At 62.3% G+C, this 14,148-nt stretch carries 19 protein-coding genes; 9 read left to right on the top strand and 10 right to left on the bottom strand.

Features of this window, described 5'->3' with window-relative positions; all coding sequences use genetic code 11:
- The first annotated feature begins 217 nt into the window (after positions 1 to 217).
- A complete protein-coding gene (locus tag NKH97_RS09450; protein ID WP_023760739.1) occupies positions 218 to 643 on the top strand; it encodes an Hsp20 family protein in 426 nt (141 codons plus the stop codon).
- A 121-nt stretch (positions 644 to 764) separates the two neighbouring features.
- Complete coding sequence (locus tag NKH97_RS09445) at positions 765 to 1,019, top strand: BQ00720 family protein (protein ID WP_023760740.1); 255 nt, start codon at positions 765 to 767, stop codon at positions 1,017 to 1,019.
- 67 nt (positions 1,020 to 1,086) lie between these two features.
- On the opposite strand, the gene ptsN is transcribed toward NKH97_RS09445, so the two are convergent.
- The 7 genes from ptsN to NKH97_RS09410 all read right to left on the bottom strand — a co-directional run bounded on the left by ptsN (position 1,087) and on the right by NKH97_RS09410 (position 6,985).
- Positions 1,087 to 1,551 (bottom strand): PTS IIA-like nitrogen regulatory protein PtsN, encoded by a 465-nt coding sequence (ptsN, locus tag NKH97_RS09440; RefSeq protein ID WP_013529589.1) that lies wholly within the window; start codon positions 1,549 to 1,551, stop codon positions 1,087 to 1,089.
- 105 nt (positions 1,552 to 1,656) lie between these two features.
- Complete coding sequence (gene hpf, locus NKH97_RS09435; RefSeq protein ID WP_013529588.1) at positions 1,657 to 2,241, bottom strand: ribosome hibernation-promoting factor, HPF/YfiA family; 585 nt, start codon at positions 2,239 to 2,241, stop codon at positions 1,657 to 1,659.
- 263 nt (positions 2,242 to 2,504) lie between these two features.
- Positions 2,505 to 4,031, bottom strand: coding sequence for an RNA polymerase factor sigma-54 (rpoN, locus tag NKH97_RS09430; protein ID WP_352674935.1), 1,527 nt, complete (start codon positions 4,029 to 4,031; stop codon positions 2,505 to 2,507).
- A 323-nt stretch (positions 4,032 to 4,354) separates the two neighbouring features.
- Positions 4,355 to 5,173: an LPS export ABC transporter ATP-binding protein gene (gene lptB / locus NKH97_RS09425; protein ID WP_013529586.1), complete on the bottom strand. Its 819-nt coding sequence runs from the start codon at positions 5,171 to 5,173 to the stop codon at positions 4,355 to 4,357.
- Positions 5,173 to 5,754 carry an LptA/OstA family protein gene (locus tag NKH97_RS09420; RefSeq protein ID WP_023812537.1) on the bottom strand — a complete coding sequence of 194 codons (582 nt, stop codon included), beginning with the start codon at positions 5,752 to 5,754 and terminating at the stop codon, positions 5,173 to 5,175. Before NKH97_RS09420 ends, lptB begins: the two co-directional genes overlap by 1 nt.
- Positions 5,741 to 6,454: an LPS export ABC transporter periplasmic protein LptC gene (lptC, locus tag NKH97_RS09415; protein ID WP_128303210.1), complete on the bottom strand. Its 714-nt coding sequence runs from the start codon at positions 6,452 to 6,454 to the stop codon at positions 5,741 to 5,743. The genes NKH97_RS09420 and lptC overlap by 14 nt, the downstream gene beginning before the upstream one ends.
- A gap of 336 nt (positions 6,455 to 6,790) precedes the next feature.
- Positions 6,791 to 6,985, bottom strand: coding sequence for a hypothetical protein (locus tag NKH97_RS09410; RefSeq protein ID WP_127296383.1), 195 nt, complete (start codon positions 6,983 to 6,985; stop codon positions 6,791 to 6,793).
- Between the two features lie 167 nt (positions 6,986 to 7,152).
- Between NKH97_RS09410 and sppA the strand changes: the two genes are divergently transcribed.
- From sppA to lhpI, 4 genes are all read left to right on the top strand, one after another.
- Positions 7,153 to 8,109 carry a signal peptide peptidase SppA gene (gene sppA, locus NKH97_RS09405; protein WP_023812535.1) on the top strand — a complete coding sequence of 319 codons (957 nt, stop codon included), beginning with the start codon at positions 7,153 to 7,155 and terminating at the stop codon, positions 8,107 to 8,109.
- A gap of 82 nt (positions 8,110 to 8,191) precedes the next feature.
- The gene (locus NKH97_RS09400; protein ID WP_006200394.1) at positions 8,192 to 8,476 is read left to right on the top strand and encodes an integration host factor subunit beta; all 285 of its coding nucleotides are present in this window, start codon (positions 8,192 to 8,194) and stop codon (positions 8,474 to 8,476) included.
- A gap of 56 nt (positions 8,477 to 8,532) precedes the next feature.
- Positions 8,533 to 8,913 (top strand): LapA family protein, encoded by a 381-nt coding sequence (locus NKH97_RS09395; RefSeq protein WP_023812534.1) that lies wholly within the window; start codon positions 8,533 to 8,535, stop codon positions 8,911 to 8,913.
- Between the two features lie 37 nt (positions 8,914 to 8,950).
- On the top strand, positions 8,951 to 9,916 hold the full coding sequence (gene lhpI / locus NKH97_RS09390) for a bifunctional Delta(1)-pyrroline-2-carboxylate/Delta(1)-piperideine-2-carboxylate reductase (protein ID WP_023812533.1): 966 nt from the start codon (positions 8,951 to 8,953) through the stop codon (positions 9,914 to 9,916).
- On the opposite strand, the gene NKH97_RS09385 is transcribed toward lhpI, so the two are convergent.
- The 3 genes from NKH97_RS09385 to NKH97_RS09375 all read right to left on the bottom strand — a co-directional run bounded on the left by NKH97_RS09385 (position 9,913) and on the right by NKH97_RS09375 (position 11,506).
- Positions 9,913 to 10,350, bottom strand: coding sequence for an EVE domain-containing protein (locus NKH97_RS09385; protein WP_023812532.1), 438 nt, complete (start codon positions 10,348 to 10,350; stop codon positions 9,913 to 9,915). The two genes, lhpI and NKH97_RS09385, sit on opposite strands and share 4 nt — an antisense overlap.
- Positions 10,347 to 10,742, bottom strand: a complete 396-nt coding sequence (locus tag NKH97_RS09380; protein ID WP_128303211.1) for a VOC family protein — start codon at positions 10,740 to 10,742, stop codon at positions 10,347 to 10,349. Before NKH97_RS09380 ends, NKH97_RS09385 begins: the two co-directional genes overlap by 4 nt.
- 74 nt (positions 10,743 to 10,816) lie before the next feature.
- Positions 10,817 to 11,506, bottom strand: a complete 690-nt coding sequence (locus tag NKH97_RS09375) for a helix-turn-helix transcriptional regulator (protein ID WP_128303212.1) — start codon at positions 11,504 to 11,506, stop codon at positions 10,817 to 10,819.
- Between the two features lie 135 nt (positions 11,507 to 11,641).
- Here NKH97_RS09375 and NKH97_RS09370 point away from each other — a divergent pair, with 135 nt between their 5' ends.
- From NKH97_RS09370 to lspA, 3 genes are read left to right on the top strand one after another with little or no spacing between them, the layout of a single operon-like run.
- Positions 11,642 to 12,736, top strand: a complete 1,095-nt coding sequence (locus tag NKH97_RS09370; protein WP_352440855.1) for an RsmD family RNA methyltransferase — start codon at positions 11,642 to 11,644, stop codon at positions 12,734 to 12,736.
- Complete coding sequence (locus NKH97_RS09365) at positions 12,733 to 13,590, top strand: TrmH family RNA methyltransferase (RefSeq protein WP_013529576.1); 858 nt, start codon at positions 12,733 to 12,735, stop codon at positions 13,588 to 13,590. The genes NKH97_RS09370 and NKH97_RS09365 overlap by 4 nt, the downstream gene beginning before the upstream one ends.
- Before the next feature lie 13 nt (positions 13,591 to 13,603).
- Positions 13,604 to 14,146 (top strand): signal peptidase II, encoded by a 543-nt coding sequence (gene lspA / locus NKH97_RS09360; RefSeq protein ID WP_352610182.1) that lies wholly within the window; start codon positions 13,604 to 13,606, stop codon positions 14,144 to 14,146.
- Positions 14,147 to 14,148: the final 2 nt, after the last annotated feature.

Raw genomic sequence — 14,148 nt, 5'->3', positions numbered from 1 at the left:
GACCGGGGAAGACAATCCCCGACCTGCGCGCTTCTCCTTGCATCTGCTCGCCGTTTCAAGCGCCATGTCGGTCATTCCTGTGAGTCCACGCCTGGTCTTTTTGGGCGGGTCTGTTGACGGCTTGAACTTGGTCGCGGGGCGGACCATATCAAGGCCATCGGGAAAAATGCCATCTGGGTTTTTCCACTTTATGTCGCTCTTGAGAGGACAGTGTAACATGAGCCGAATGACGCCCTTTTCCAGCCCGCTTCTCCTTGGTTTCGACGCCATGGAAAAGACCCTGGAACGCTTGGCGAAATCCGGCGACAGCTACCCTCCCTACAACATCGAACGCCTCAGCGGCGCCGACGGCAAGACCGAAAGGTTGCGCATTACATTGGCGGTCGCCGGTTTCGCCGAAAGCGATCTCGATGTCACCACGGAGGAAAACCAGCTGGTCGTGCGCGGCCGTCAGACCGACGACACCGAGCGCGAATTTCTTCATCGCGGCATCGCCGCGCGCCAGTTCCAGCGCTGTTTCGTGCTGGCCGACGGCATGCGGGTGATCGCGGCGGAGTTGAAGAACGGTCTTTTGTCGATCGACCTCGATCGGCCGGAGTCCGAACGGCTGGTACGGAAAATAAACATATCGGTGAAAGACTGATCGTTACCACTGCATCGGCCGGAAAATCGGCACCGATTTTTCGAAAGCACGATGCAGCAAATTGAATGGCTCTCATGCGGGATGGCCTTGAGCGGCGTCCTCGCGCCAAGGAGGCTTTGAAATGACCAGAACTGAAAACATCACCATGACCAATGGCGAATTCGCTCATCTCGGCGAAGGCTCGGTCGCTTATCTCAGAAAGGTCTCGAGCGACGAATTGCTCGGCCGTTTCCCCAATCTCGGCGAAATCGCCCCCGGCATGGAACTGTGGGCGCTGTTTGCCGCCAATGGTCAGCCGATCCTGCTTTCCGATGCGCGTGACCGCGCTCTGGCCGGCGCCATGGAAAACGACCTGACCACCGTCGCCATTCACTGACAGCGATTCCGGCTGAAACGGAAAAGGGCCGCCCATGGCGGCCCTGTGGCGATATCATTCTCGAAATTCAGGCCGCGTGCGAAGCCTGGGTGTCCGACAAAAGCGCGTGGATAGCGGCGGCGTCGCGCGTACCCCTGATCTTGGCCACCGTGTCGGCATCGCGCAGCACCCGCGCGATGCGCGACAGTGCCTTGAGGTGGTCGGCGCCCGCCCCTTCCGGCGCCAATAGCAGAAACACGAGATCGACGGGCTGATCATCCAGCGATTCGAAATCGACAGGCGTCTCCAGCCGGGCGAAAACACCTGCGATGCGCTTCACGCCGGCCAGCTTGCCGTGCGGAATGGCGATGCCGTTGCCGACGCCGGTCGAACCCAGCCGCTCACGCTGCAGGATGGTGTCGAACACCTCCCGCTCCGGAATGCCGGAAATCGCCGCTGCCCGTTCGGACAGCAATTGCAGCAGCTGCTTCTTGGAGTTCGCCTTCAACGCCGGCAGTATCGCCGGAACGTTGATAAGATCGCTCAGATCCATGCTTGAAAATCCCTTGTTCGCCTGCCGTCACCAGTCCCCACCCCTCGTGCGGCCGGCTCTTATCCCAGTGCGACCGTGGTCGTCACGTCCGTGCGACCTTTGTCGTCACGCTTGCGCGACCTTGGTCGTCGACGGGTCGATCCAGCCGATATTTCCATCGGGTCGGCGATAGACGATGTTGAGATGGTCGGTTCCCGCATTGCGGAAGACAAAGACCGGGCTGTCCTTGGTGTCGAGCTCGATGACCGCCGACGCCACCGACATGGTCTTCAGCGTCATGGTTGATTCGGCGACGATGGCCGGCGCGAAATTCTCCGGAATGTCCTCGTCGTCATCGGCAAGCGGCGCCATCACCGTGTAGGCTATGTCGGTCGGCTGGCCGTTGGCGGCGCCCGAATTGTGCGATTTCAGCCGGCGCTTGTAGCGCCTCAGGCGGGTTTCCAGACGATCCGCCGCGGCCTCGAAGGCCAATGTCGGATCCTGGGCATCGCCGGTGGCCTGCAGCGAAGCGCCGGAATCCAGCCGGATCATGCAGTCCGCCGAATAGCGCGAGCCCGATTTGATGACCGTGACATGTCCGGCAAAGCCGCGATCGAAATATTTGCCGATCGCTTCGCCGACGCGATCATTGATGCGTGTCCGAAACGCATCGCCGATGTCCATGTGTTTTCCCGATATGCGCAGATTCATCTGAAAACTGACCTTCCTGCTCAGGCTTCAAACTGGCCCGAGTTTATACTCGTGATCCGTGCGCACAAGCTTTGCGGCGTCACTTGCGCCGATTTTAAATCCAAACTTTCCGGTTGATCACAAGCCGCCCTTTGACCGTCCCGAGGCCAACGTCGTGACGGACCATCCGCATGCGGGCATCTAGCCCGTCTCATGCGGGCGGGCTTCTAGCCACTTCACCGCGGCTTGTCAATGAAGTGCCGGCCTGTGGAAAATCGACCCGCTCAGCGCCCGGCGCTGGCCATCGCCCGTTTCTCGCGTCGGCGCTGCACCGAAGAGGGGATATTCATGCCTTCCCGGTACTTGGCGACCGTACGCCTTGCAATGTCGACGCCACTTTCACGCAACATGTCGACGATTGCGTCGTCGGAAAGCACGTCGACGGGTTTTTCCTCGTCGATCAACTGCTTGATGCGGTCACGCACGGCTTCCGAGGAATGCGCATCGCCGCCGCCCGAGGCGGCGATCGAGGCGGTGAAGAAATACCGGAGCTCGAACACGCCGCGCGGCGTCAGCATGTATTTGTTGGCTGTGACCCGGCTGACCGTCGATTCGTGCATGCCGATGGCGTCGGCCACCGTGCGCAGATTGAGCGGCTTCAGCTGCCGCACGCCATGGACGAGGAAGGCATCCTGCTGGCGAACGATTTCCGAGGCGACCTTGAGGATGGTCTTTGCCCGCTGGTCGAGGCTGCGCGTCAGCCAGTTTGCATTCTGCAGGCATTCGGCCAGAAAATCCTTTTCCGCCTGGTTCTTGGCCTGCGGTGAGACCTGGGCGAAATAGATATGGTCGACCAAAACCCGCGGCAGCGTTTCGGCATTGAGCTCGACCGTCCAGCTGCCGTCATTGGCCGCGCGCACCTCGACATCGGCGACGATCGCGTCGCTGGCGCCGCCCGAAAACGCCATGCCCGGCCGGGGATCGAGCGCCCGGATCTCCGCCAGCATGTCGAGCAGATCCTCCTCGTCGACACCGCAGATCCGTTTCAATGCGTGAAAATCACGCCGTGCCAGGAGTTCGAGATTGGCGACCAGCGCCTTCATCGCCGGATCGAGCCGGTTGCGCACCGCAAGTTGCAGCGACAGGCATTCGGCTAGGTCGCGGGCAAACAGGCCGGCCGGCTCGAAGGTCTGACACACCGCCAGCACCTTCGCGACGGCGGCGGCATCCGCACCGAGACGAACGGCGATCTCGGCCAGGTCGGCACGCAGATAGCCGCTCTCGTCAAGGCCGTCGGCGAGTTCGGCGGCGATCAGCCGTGCAGCCGGATCGGCGAAGGCTAGCGCCACCTGTTCACCGACATGGTCGCGCAGCGTGATCGTCGCGGCCGCCATATCGCCCGCATCAAACCACTCGGATGAGGAACCCGCGCCATTGCCCGAAGCCGACTTCCATTGTGCCGTCAGGTCGGGACCGAGCCGCTCGCTGGTGCCCGGGTCGTCGGGAAACAGGTTTTCCAGCGACGTGTCGAGCTTGTCCGAGATCGCCTCGGCGCTCCACTGCGTCTCGTTTTCGAACCAGTCGCCTTCGGCGGTGGCTTGCGGCTCCGCCTCGATCTTCTGCGCCTGGTCGCTGGCGGCATCGTCCTGCGGCTCGGCGCGTTCCAGCAGCGGATTGCGCTCGATTTCCTCGTCGATGAAATGCTCAAGCTCGACATGGGTGAACTGCAGCAGCCGAATCGACTGCATCAGCTGCGGCGTCATCACCAGCGACTGCGATTGTCGTAGCTGTAGTTTGGCCGCCAACGCCATGGTTCGGTTTCAAACGCCTCGTCTACGCATCCCGACTTCCGGGCAAGAATTTTGCAGCCGGCCATAAAAACTGGCCCGGCTTTTGCTTGTCAAGGCAATTGGTAGCAAAACGCGCTTACCGGAGCGTTATCCCGGAGCAAAATCGAGAAAAAAGCGCCGCGCGAACCGCAAAAATCGTGTCAGGAAACAAATTTCACGCTCAGAGCAATTCCAGGAAAAGTGTGAAACGGTTTTCCCGGAAAAGCGCATAGCGCTTTCCCTTGGGAATTGCGTCAAGACGAAAAGACGGAGGGGATTGGCGTTTTCCATGAACGACGAACCGTTCAGAGCGTAAAACCCTCGCCGAGGTAAAGTCGCCGCACATCCGGGTTTGCCACCACTTCGTCGGCCCTGCCATGGGTCAGCACCTGGCCGGCATGGATGATGTAGGCGCGGTCGATCAGGCCGAGCGTTTCGCGCACATTATGATCTGTGATGAGGACGCCGATGCCGCGCGCTGTCAGGTGGCGCACCAGTTGCTGGATATCGGCGACAGCGATCGGATCGATGCCGGCGAAAGGCTCGTCGAGCAGCATGTAGGCCGGACGCGTCGCCAGCGCTCGCGCGATTTCCAGGCGTCGCCGCTCGCCGCCCGAAAGCGACATGGATGGCGCCTTGCGCAGATGGCTGATGTGGAATTCCTCGAGCAGTTCGTCGAGATTGCGCTCGCGCACCTTGCGGTCCTTTTCGACCACTTCCAGCACCGCGCGGATATTCTGCTCGACATTGAGCCCACGGAAAATCGACGCTTCCTGCGGCAGATAGCCGATGCCGAGGCGTGCGCGACGGTACATCGGCATCGACGTGACGTCGAAGCCGTCGATCTCGATCGTGCCTTCATCCACCGGCACGAGGCCGGTAACCATGTAGAAACAGGTCGTCTTGCCGGCGCCGTTGGGGCCGAGCAGTCCAACGGCCTCGCCGGCGCGCACGCCGATGGTGACGCCGCTGACGACCTTGCGGCCCTTGTAGCTCTTGGTCAGCCCCTTGGCGATCAGGGTTCCCTTGAACTTTCCCGCATCGACGGTCACCGTGGCCGGCGCCGAAAGCTTGCCGGCGGCCCGTCCCGGAAGACGCGCCGTCAACGACGACAGGCTGGCCATCAGGGGTTCGTCGCTCCCGATTTCGGCGGCGGCGTGATCGACATCTGGACGCGTTGCCCAGCACATGGATCCACCTGAGCCAGTCCGCTTTTCATCTGCACCGTAAGCTTGCAGCCCACCAGAACATTGTCGTTTTGCGACAGAACGACCTTTTTGCCCGAAAGCACCAGCACCTGGCTCTTCATATCGAAGCTGCCTTGATCGCCGGTCGCGACCTGCGCATCCGACTTGATGTAAACCTTGTCGGAGATCTCCAGGTGATCGATGTTGGCCGAGCCCGTCATCGCCGCACCCGCGGCCTCCGTGCCCTTGGCAGCGGCGTTGGGGTCCTTGACGTAGTAGACCGTCATCTTGCCGGCCTTCATCAATGTCGGCCCCTGGACGACGCTGACATTGCCCGTGAAGATGGCGACACTGTCGGCCTGGCGGACTTCCAGCTTGTCGCTCTCGATCTGGATCGGCTTGTCGCCGGACAGTTTGAGGCCTGATTGACTGGTCGTCTGCGCCCATGACGGCACGAGTCCGAGCAGCAGCAACGCTGAAGTTGCAGCCGCGAGCCGCGTCGAACTACTGAGCCGCATTGGTTTCTCCGCTGTTTCCCTGTGCCGCCTTCAAGGCGGCGGAATCGATGTTGACGCGCACTTTGTTCTCGAAAACCAGAACCTTGCCATTGTCCTGGACCGACATCGTATCCGCCGTGATCCGCGACCCGCCACGGCTAACATCGACAGGATCTCCCGTCTTCATAGTGCCTTTGCCCATGTCGAGGAAGACCGATTTGAACTTGGCCTGCATGCCGTCGGTCGTGGTGATCGTCACGTCGCTGGTCAGGTTCATCGTATTGCCGTCGCGATCGTAGGTGCCGTGCGAGGCCTTGACCGCCGCCACATTGTCGGGCGCGATCGGCACCTTGGCGTCGATGCCTTCCAACTCGATGATACCTTGCGTGCTGACATCCTGAATGGCACGCAGCGCCGTCATCGAATAAGGCTGCTTCTGCTTGGTGAAACCGTTGAGCTTGGGATTGGCCATCACCAGCTTGCCGTTGGAAAAGGCAGTGCCTTCCGCCTGAACCTTCACGGCGACGGGTGCGGCGAGATAGGAATAGACCGGGAAAGCGACCGCTATCAGTGCCGCGGCCACTGGCACGGCAAATTTGAGAACGCGCACGCGGCGCGAATGACGCTGTGCACGGTCGAAAGCATCGCCGCGCGTCCGGCCGTCCGCCGGGGGAGCCAACACCGCCTCGGCGTTGGTTGGTTCAATAGGTCGCGCTAACATTCACTGCTTTCTTCTAACCCTGCCCGCCCTTGAGCACCGCCTATAGGTGGGACGCCGGCGCTTTCAAGCAAGCACAAGCCCACGAAAACTGCAAAAGTGTGACAACCGCCTTTGTACAGACGAAAACGAAGTCCGCACAACTGCGTGTTCTCCATAGCAGAAACAGACACGCGGCGTAAAATTTATCAGCGCCTGTCTCGCCGCCCGACCTCGCGGTAATTGCCCAAAAACGTGAGGGGAGATGTCGGATGCCCCGCCTGGCCAGCCTGGCCGATCGTGTATGCGGCGTTGCCGATCACGTCGGCGGGACGCTTTTGGCTTTAGATCCGGTCGGCGTCAGGCCGCCTTCCTCTGTATGAGACCAACAAGAACGGTGCGCATTCCCGAATACGATGGGCTGCCAATTTTCACTTCCCAATCAGTGTTGCGTTTCCGAGGGTGCTTCACATTACGCAACGCTTGGCGGAATGTGTTCGGGTCGACGCCTACAGTTCGAGCCATATCTTCGGCGGTTGTGTGTTTGGCGATCATGAAATCTCCTATGCCTTTTGCCGGTATATAGGGCGTTTGCGCAACTCGGCCAAAGGATTAGCCGTTTGCGCAAACTTCAGACTGAGACACTGCCGGAAAGAGAACTGCTTCCCGATGAGAGGATCATGGTCTAAAAGCGTCCCCTTCCGCCGACTGAAAGGCTGACCATGGCACTGAGAGCCGACGACCTGATCGACCGCCGCCGTTTGCGGCGCAAGCTGACATTCTGGCGCGTTGTCGCCATAGGCATCGTAGCCCTTGGGGTGATTGCGCTTTCAACCTGGTTCTATGGCGACGATTTCGGCGGCTCGACGGTCGACCATATTGCCAAGGTCAAGATCGAAGGCACGATCACCGAGGACGAGGAACTGATCAAGCGCCTGGAAACCATCCGTCTTTCATCGAAGGTGAAAGGGGTGATCCTGTCGATCGATTCGCCTGGCGGCACCACCGTTGGCGGTGAATCGATCTATGAAGAAGTGCGCAAGCTGGCCGCCGACAAGCCGGTGGTGGCGGAAGTCGGCACGCTCGCCGCATCGGCGGGCTATATGATCGCCAGTGCCGCCGATCACATCGTTGCCCGCAAGACCTCGATCGTCGGCTCGATCGGCGTGCTGATCCAGTATCCCGACGTCAGCGGCCTGATGGACAAGCTCGGCGTCAAGCTGGAGGAGGTGAAATCCTCGCCGCTGAAAGCCGCGCCCTCTCCCTTCAAGCCGACCAATGACGACGAGCGCGCCATGGTTCGCAAACTCATCCTCGACAGTTACAACTGGTTCGTCGACATCGTCGCCGAACGCCGCAAGATGACCCGCGAACAAGCGCTGGCGCTTGCCGACGGCTCGATATTCACCGGGCGCCAAGGCGTTGCCAACGGGCTGATCGACGCCGTCGGCGGCGAGGCCGTAGCGGTCGACTGGCTGGCCACCAAGGGCGTCGATGCCAAGCTCAAGGTCGTCGAGTGGAAGGATACCGAACGGCGCGGCAGCTTCCTGTTCTCGAAAGCGATGGCGCAAACCATCGGCAGTGCGCTCGGCCTGCCCGCCTACAGCGGCGACGTCATCCATGAACTCGGAGCCGACCGCTTGTTTCTTGACGGTCTCGTTTCCGTCTGGCACCCTTGAGACGCCGTTTGGGGCAAGTGAAAAAAGCAAATAAAATCATCCTCATAATTTTGACCGCACTGCTTTCACGGGGACCCGTCTCATGATCAAGTCCGAACTTGTGCAGATTATTGCCACGCGCAATCCGCATCTTTTCCTGCGCGACGTCGAAAACATCGTCGGCGCCATCTTCGATGAAATCACCGACGCCCTTGCCGAAGGCAACCGGGTCGAGTTGCGTGGCTTCGGCGCTTTTTCGGTGAAAAATCGTCCCGCCCGCACCGGCCGCAATCCGCGCACAGGCGAATCCGTCGAGGTCGAGGAGAAATGGGTGCCGTTCTTCAAGACTGGTAAGGAACTGCGTGAAAGGCTGAACGGCGGCAAGTAGGCGCGACGTCAGCGCCTGACGGCCTTCGGACAGGCCAGCTTCCGACGGAAAACATCATGTTCAATCGCTTCATGCTCATCGCGATCTTCGTGCCCCTGGCGATCATCCTGATCGCACTCGCCGTTGCCAACCGCGAACTGGTCGCCTTCACGCTGGATCCGTTCAACCCCGGCAATCCGAAGCTGACCCTGACTTTGCCGCTGTTCATCTTCCTGTTCCTGGCACTCGCCATCGGCATGATCGTCGGCAGCCTGGCAACCTGGGTCAAGCAGGGCCGCTATCGCAAGCTGGCGCGCCAGCGCGGCGTCGAGGCCGAGAACCTGCGCCAGGCGGTCAGCCGTGCGCCGGCGGTATCACAAAGCCAGGCTCCGGGAACGGCCCCAGGCTCCGCCCACGGGTCCGCCCAAGGGTCCGCATTGCCGAAGCCGACCGCTTGAACCGCCTGTTGGCGGTTTTGTCCCCACGGAGTTTTGCATGCTGACCATTTCGGCCGCAGAGGTTGACCATGCCCTGAGCTTTGCCAGGCTGGTCGAGACGCTGCGCATGGCGTTTCGCGACGGTGCGGTGCAGCCGGTCAGGCATCATCATACGATCGAGCGGCCAGATGGTGCCGCCTCCACCCTGCTTTTGATGCCGGCCTGGACCGATCTCAACGCGGCCGGCACGTCGGCCGGCGGTCACGTCGGCGTCAAGATCGTTACCGTGTCCCCCGACAACAATGCCATCGGCAAGCCGGCGGTGATGGGGCTCTATCTCCTGCTCAATGGCGCCACCGGCGAACCCGAGGCCTTGATCGACGGCCAGCGGCTGACACAGTGGCGCACCGCCTGCGCTTCGGCGCTCGCGGCCTCCTATCTCGCCCGCGACGATGCCTCGCGGCTGCTGGTGGTCGGCGCCGGCGCGCTGTCGCCCTTCCTCGCCAAGGCGCACTCGGCCGTACGGCCGATCAAGACCATCCGCATCTGGAACCGCACTCCGGCCAATGCCGAGAAAGTCGCCGCCGACCTGCGCGCCGAGGGTTTTGCAGCCAGCGCGGCGAGCGATCTCGATGCCGAGCTTGGGCAGGCCGACATCGTCTCCTCGGCGACGATCACCACCACGCCGTTGATCAAGGGTGCGCTGTTGCAGCCGGGAACCCATGTCGACCTGGTCGGAGGCTTTACGCCGACGATGCGCGAGAGCGATGACGACGCGATCAGGCTTGCCCGCGTCTATGTCGACACCCGCGCCGGCGCCACCAAGGAAGCCGGCGACATCGTCCAGCCGCTGGCCTCCGGCGTGCTGAAGCCGGAAACCATCGTCGCCGATCTGCACGAATTGGCGCGCGGGCAGAAGAAGGGTCGCGAGAGCGCCGGTGAGATCACGCTGTTCAAGTCGGTCGGCGCGGCGCTCGAGGATCTTGCCGCCGGCATTGCCGTCTACAAGGCGATGAAGACTTAATTCGCTGCCGCAGCCGTTTTGGCGCCCATCGCCTCTGCGATCAGAGCAAAATCGGCCGCGCTGACCGAAAACAGGCCAAAGCGAAGCTGATAACCCCAGTTCGACTTGCCGACGGTGAATTCGAGCTTGTCGAGCAGCGGCTTGATCGGCGCTTCCTCGGCCTTAGCCCACGCAACATCGCGGCGGAACGGCGTGAAGCCGGCGCCCATATCGCCCTGATAGGGCCCGCCTTCCCGCACCGTGCCGATCGCGGTGAAGGCCTGCAGGCCATCTTTCTCGCCCAAAACAGTGGTCGGCGAATAGTAGACGATGCCATCGCCTGGCTTGACGCGACGCAGCGGTGCCGCCTTGCCGTGATTGACCTGCATGAAGCCGGCTGCGCGACCCCGCCGGACATGTTCGGCCGATGCCACCGCGATCCAATACGCGCTCATTTCTGGTCACCATCGGCTTGTGCGCCGTCGGACAGCCAATAGACGCGCAGGCGATGATTGTCGGGATCGAGCGCGACAAAAGTACGGCCGAAATCCATGTCGGTCGGCGTCTGCAGGATTGTCAGCCCGCGCCCGGACCAGTCGGCATGGGCGGCATCGACCGCATCGGGCGTATCCAGCGCAAACACGATTTCGGCGCCACCGCCTGACGTGGCGGCTGCCGGCTCCACCGTATGGCGCGACCACAGGCCGAACTTGAAGCCGGCATCGAGCACGAACAGCACGAAGGTCGGCGAACTTTCGACCGGCTGACGGCCGAGCAGCGCGCTGTAGAAGGCGCCGCTCTGCTGCGGCTGGTCGACATAGAGGATGACGAAATTCGGGGTGGTCATGTCTGCTCTCCAAGGTTCAGCGTTTCGACTTGGCGAACATAGGATGCGCTACTGTCAGTTTCTGGCAGTAGCCGTCACGAACCACGCGACGTGTCGAGCGTTGCCCGCCATTCCTTGAGCAGCGCCTGGCGACGATGGGGATAGCGCGTATCTGTTGCATGGAGTTCGGTAATGCGATCGGTGCGAAAATGCCGGAAATCGTGCCGCATCTCGCACCACGCCACCACCACCCGCACCTTGTCGAAGAAGCCCAGCGCAAATGGCCACACGACACGCTCGGACGCAGCGCCGCCAGCGTCGCGGTAAAGAAAGCCGAGCTTGCGCTCGTTGCGGATGGCCTGCCGTACGAGGCCAAGGTCGATGGTCTCGATGGCCATGGCGGGAGGGCCGACCAGCAGTGTGCTCGCGTCGAGATCCTCGCGCAGATCGTCCGGCAGGACAGCCGCGATCTTGGCCAACGCGTTGGCAGCGGCGGCCGAAAGACGCTGGTCCGGCTGCTTGGCGACCCAGCGCGAGCCGAGCACGATGGCTTCGATCTCCTCGTCGCTGAACATCAGCGGCGGCAGCATGAAGCCGGGCTTGAGCACATAACCGACACCCGCCTCGCCCTCGATCGGCGCGCCCTGGCCCTGCAGCGTGGCGATGTCGCGGTAGAGCGTGCGGATCGAAATCCCGAGTTCATCGGCCAGCGCTTGCCCGCTCACCGGCCGGCGATGCCGGCGCAGGCACTGGATCAGGTCGAGCAGGCGTTCGGAGCGGGACATCCGGTAGATTTGCCTGTTTCTTTGACATTGGTCCATCGCGGCCAACCTGAACCGGAGAGGCCGACCTGTCGGACTTGGTTGCGAAGCCGGTTGCCCTATGTCAAAAGCGGCCACCCCGTTCGGAGTTGCCCCCGCTTGAAGTCTTTTCGCGACAAACGCCGCGACAACCGTCCACATCCATCCGCGAAGGGTGCGGCGGACGTGTCGCGTCCGCGTCCCGGCCAGGCTCCCGCCAGACCGGAAGCGCCACCGCGCGAGCGCCATGAGGCGAAGACGGAAAGTCGTTCCGAACCGAACTCGGCGCCGCGCATCCTGGCCCGCCGCGAAGGCGCTCTGCCCGCCGAACATCTTCCCGTGATCCTGGAAGTGGCGCCCAATGCCGATTATGCGCTCCTCGACAGCGGCACCGGCCAAAAGCTCGAACAATATGGCCCCTACCGTATCGTACGGCCCGAGGGCCAGGCGATCTGGCAAAAGGCCTTGCCGGCAAAGGAATGGGAGCGCGCCGACGCCGTCTTCACCGGCGACACCGACGAGGAGGGTATCGGCCGCTGGCGTTTTCCCAAGCTGCCACTCGGCGAGACCTGGCCGATGAAGCATGACGGCATCGACTATCTCGGCCGTTTCACCTCGTTTCGTCATGTCGGCGTCTTTCCCGAGCAGGCCTCCCATTGGGATCACATGGCCGGGCTGATCGCGGCGGCGAAGCGGCCGGTCAAGGTGCTGAACCTGTTCGGCTATACCGGTCTCGCCTCATTGGTGGCGGCTCGCGCCGGGGCCGAGGTCACCCATGTCGATGCCTCGAAGAAGGCAATTGGCTGGGCCCGTGAAAACCAGGAGATGGCCGGCCTCGGCAGCAAGCCGATCCGCTGGATCGTCGACGACGCGGTCAAATTCGCCGAGCGCGAGGAGCGTCGCGGCAGCCGCTACGACATCATCCTGTTCGACCCGCCGGCCTATGGCCGTGGCCCCAAGGGCGAGGTCTGGCAATTGTTCGAGGACCTGCCTGATTTGACCGAACTTTGCCGGGCGATCCTGACGCCGAAGCCGCTTGCCGTGGTGCTGACCGCCTATTCCATCCGCGCCTCCTTCTTCGCCATCCACGCCTTGATGCGCGATACGTTTGCCGGCATGGGCGGCAAGATGGAATCGGGTGAGCTGATCATCCGTGAAAAGTCCGCCGGCCGGGCGCTCTCGACCTCACTGTTTTCGCGTTGGGTGGCTGAATGAACGAGCGGCATGCAGGCGCACCTGGCCAGGTGAAGGAGGTCACCAGCCTCGCCAATCCGCTGGTCAAGGACATCAAGGCGCTCGCGCAGAAGAAATTCCGCGACCAGCAGAACGCCTTCATGGCCGAAGGGTTGAAGCTGGTTATCGATGCGCTCGATCTCGGCTGGCAGATCAGGACGTTAGTTTTCGCCAAGGCAGGGCGCGGCAATGCGGCGGTGGAGAAGGTGGCCGCACGCACGGTTGCCGCAGGCGGCATGGTGCTAGAAGTGTCGGAAAAGGTGCTGGTCGCCATCACCCGCCGCGACAATCCGCAAATGGTGGTGGGCGTCTTTTCGCAGAAATTCCTCGCCTTGAAGGATGTGCGCGCCGACAATGGCGACGTCTGGGTGGCGCTCGATCGGGTACGCGATCCCGGCAATCTCGGCACCGTCATCCGCACCGTCGATGCCGTCGGCGCCAAAGGCGTCATCCTGGTCGGCGATACCACTGATCCATTCTCCGTGGAAACGGTGCGCGCCACCATGGGTTCGATCTTTGCCGTGCCGGTAGCCAAGGCGACGACCGAGGCTTTCCTTGCCTGGCGAGGCGGCTTCTCAGGCCTCGTCGCCGGAACCCACCTGAAAGGCGCCGTCGACTACCGCTCGGTCGATTTTTCCCGCGGGCCCGTGCTGCTGATGATGGGCAACGAGCAGCAGGGGCTGCCCGAAAGCCTGGCTGCGAGCTGCGACAGGCTGCTCAGGATTCCGCAAGCGGGCCGTGCCGATTCGCTCAATCTGGCCGTCGCCACCGGCATCATGCTGTTCGAGATCCGGCGCGGCGCGCTGAAGCTCGAGCCAATCCTGGACCAGCAATGAAGGTTGCCTGCCCGTGAGATCATGGACTCCCTACGCACTGCTCGTCGTCGCGGCCATCGCGCTCGACCAGTGGATAAAGTACCTGGTCGAGGCCGGTCTGCCTTTTCAGGAAAAGGTTGATCTGTTGCCCTTCCTGGCGCTGTTTCGCACCTACAATACCGGCATCGCCTTCTCGATGTTCTCATCCTTCGGCGACACCGGGCTGATCGTCATTTCGCTCGCCGTCGTTGCCTTCGTGCTGTTCCTGGCGACGCGGATCGCGCCGTCCCAGATCCTTGCCCGCACCGGCTTTGCGCTGATCGTCGGCGGCGCGCTCGGCAACCTGATCGACCGCGCCGTCTACGGCCACGTCATCGACTACATCCTGTTCCACACGACGGTCTGGTCGTTCGCCGTCTTCAACCTTGCCGACGCCTTCATCTCGGTGGGCGCGGCACTGGTCGTCTTCGACGAGCTGTTCGGCTGGCGGCGCGAGCCCGGGCCGTCCAACGCCAAGCCTTCCAAAGCCATGCCTTCCAAGGCCAAGTCTTCGAAGGCCAAGTCTTCGAAGGATTGACC

The sequence above is a fragment of the Mesorhizobium sp. M0870 genome, assembly GCF_040319775.1.
GTDB lineage: Bacteria > Pseudomonadota > Alphaproteobacteria > Rhizobiales > Rhizobiaceae > Mesorhizobium.
The sequence above is the reverse complement of the archived record's forward strand: the minus strand, read 5'-3'. Positions and strand labels throughout refer to the sequence as shown.

What these genes read in the sequence shown, in the direction of transcription:
- NKH97_RS09450 (WP_023760739.1), top strand. Translation starts at nt 218, where the DNA reads ATGAGCCGAATGACGCCCTTTTCCAGCCCGCTTCTCCTTGGTTTCGAC.
- NKH97_RS09445 (WP_023760740.1), top strand. Translation starts at nt 765, where the DNA reads ATGACCAGAACTGAAAACATCACCATGACCAATGGCGAATTCGCTCAT.
- ptsN (WP_013529589.1), bottom strand. Translation starts at nt 1,551, where the DNA reads ATGGATCTGAGCGATCTTATCAACGTTCCGGCGATACTGCCGGCGTTG.
- hpf (WP_013529588.1), bottom strand. Translation starts at nt 2,241, where the DNA reads ATGAATCTGCGCATATCGGGAAAACACATGGACATCGGCGATGCGTTT.
- rpoN (WP_352674935.1), bottom strand. Translation starts at nt 4,031, where the DNA reads ATGGCGTTGGCGGCCAAACTACAGCTACGACAATCGCAGTCGCTGGTG.
- lptB (WP_013529586.1), bottom strand. Translation starts at nt 5,173, where the DNA reads ATGGCCAGCCTGTCGTCGTTGACGGCGCGTCTTCCGGGACGGGCCGCC.
- NKH97_RS09420 (WP_023812537.1), bottom strand. Translation starts at nt 5,754, where the DNA reads ATGCGGCTCAGTAGTTCGACGCGGCTCGCGGCTGCAACTTCAGCGTTG.
- lptC (WP_128303210.1), bottom strand. Translation starts at nt 6,454, where the DNA reads ATGTTAGCGCGACCTATTGAACCAACCAACGCCGAGGCGGTGTTGGCT.
- NKH97_RS09410 (WP_127296383.1), bottom strand. Translation starts at nt 6,985, where the DNA reads ATGATCGCCAAACACACAACCGCCGAAGATATGGCTCGAACTGTAGGC.
- sppA (WP_023812535.1), top strand. Translation starts at nt 7,153, where the DNA reads ATGGCACTGAGAGCCGACGACCTGATCGACCGCCGCCGTTTGCGGCGC.
- NKH97_RS09400 (WP_006200394.1), top strand. Translation starts at nt 8,192, where the DNA reads ATGATCAAGTCCGAACTTGTGCAGATTATTGCCACGCGCAATCCGCAT.
- NKH97_RS09395 (WP_023812534.1), top strand. Translation starts at nt 8,533, where the DNA reads ATGTTCAATCGCTTCATGCTCATCGCGATCTTCGTGCCCCTGGCGATC.
- lhpI (WP_023812533.1), top strand. Translation starts at nt 8,951, where the DNA reads ATGCTGACCATTTCGGCCGCAGAGGTTGACCATGCCCTGAGCTTTGCC.
- NKH97_RS09385 (WP_023812532.1), bottom strand. Translation starts at nt 10,350, where the DNA reads ATGAGCGCGTATTGGATCGCGGTGGCATCGGCCGAACATGTCCGGCGG.
- NKH97_RS09380 (WP_128303211.1), bottom strand. Translation starts at nt 10,742, where the DNA reads ATGACCACCCCGAATTTCGTCATCCTCTATGTCGACCAGCCGCAGCAG.
- NKH97_RS09375 (WP_128303212.1), bottom strand. Translation starts at nt 11,506, where the DNA reads ATGTCCCGCTCCGAACGCCTGCTCGACCTGATCCAGTGCCTGCGCCGG.
- NKH97_RS09365 (WP_013529576.1), top strand. Translation starts at nt 12,733, where the DNA reads ATGAACGAGCGGCATGCAGGCGCACCTGGCCAGGTGAAGGAGGTCACC.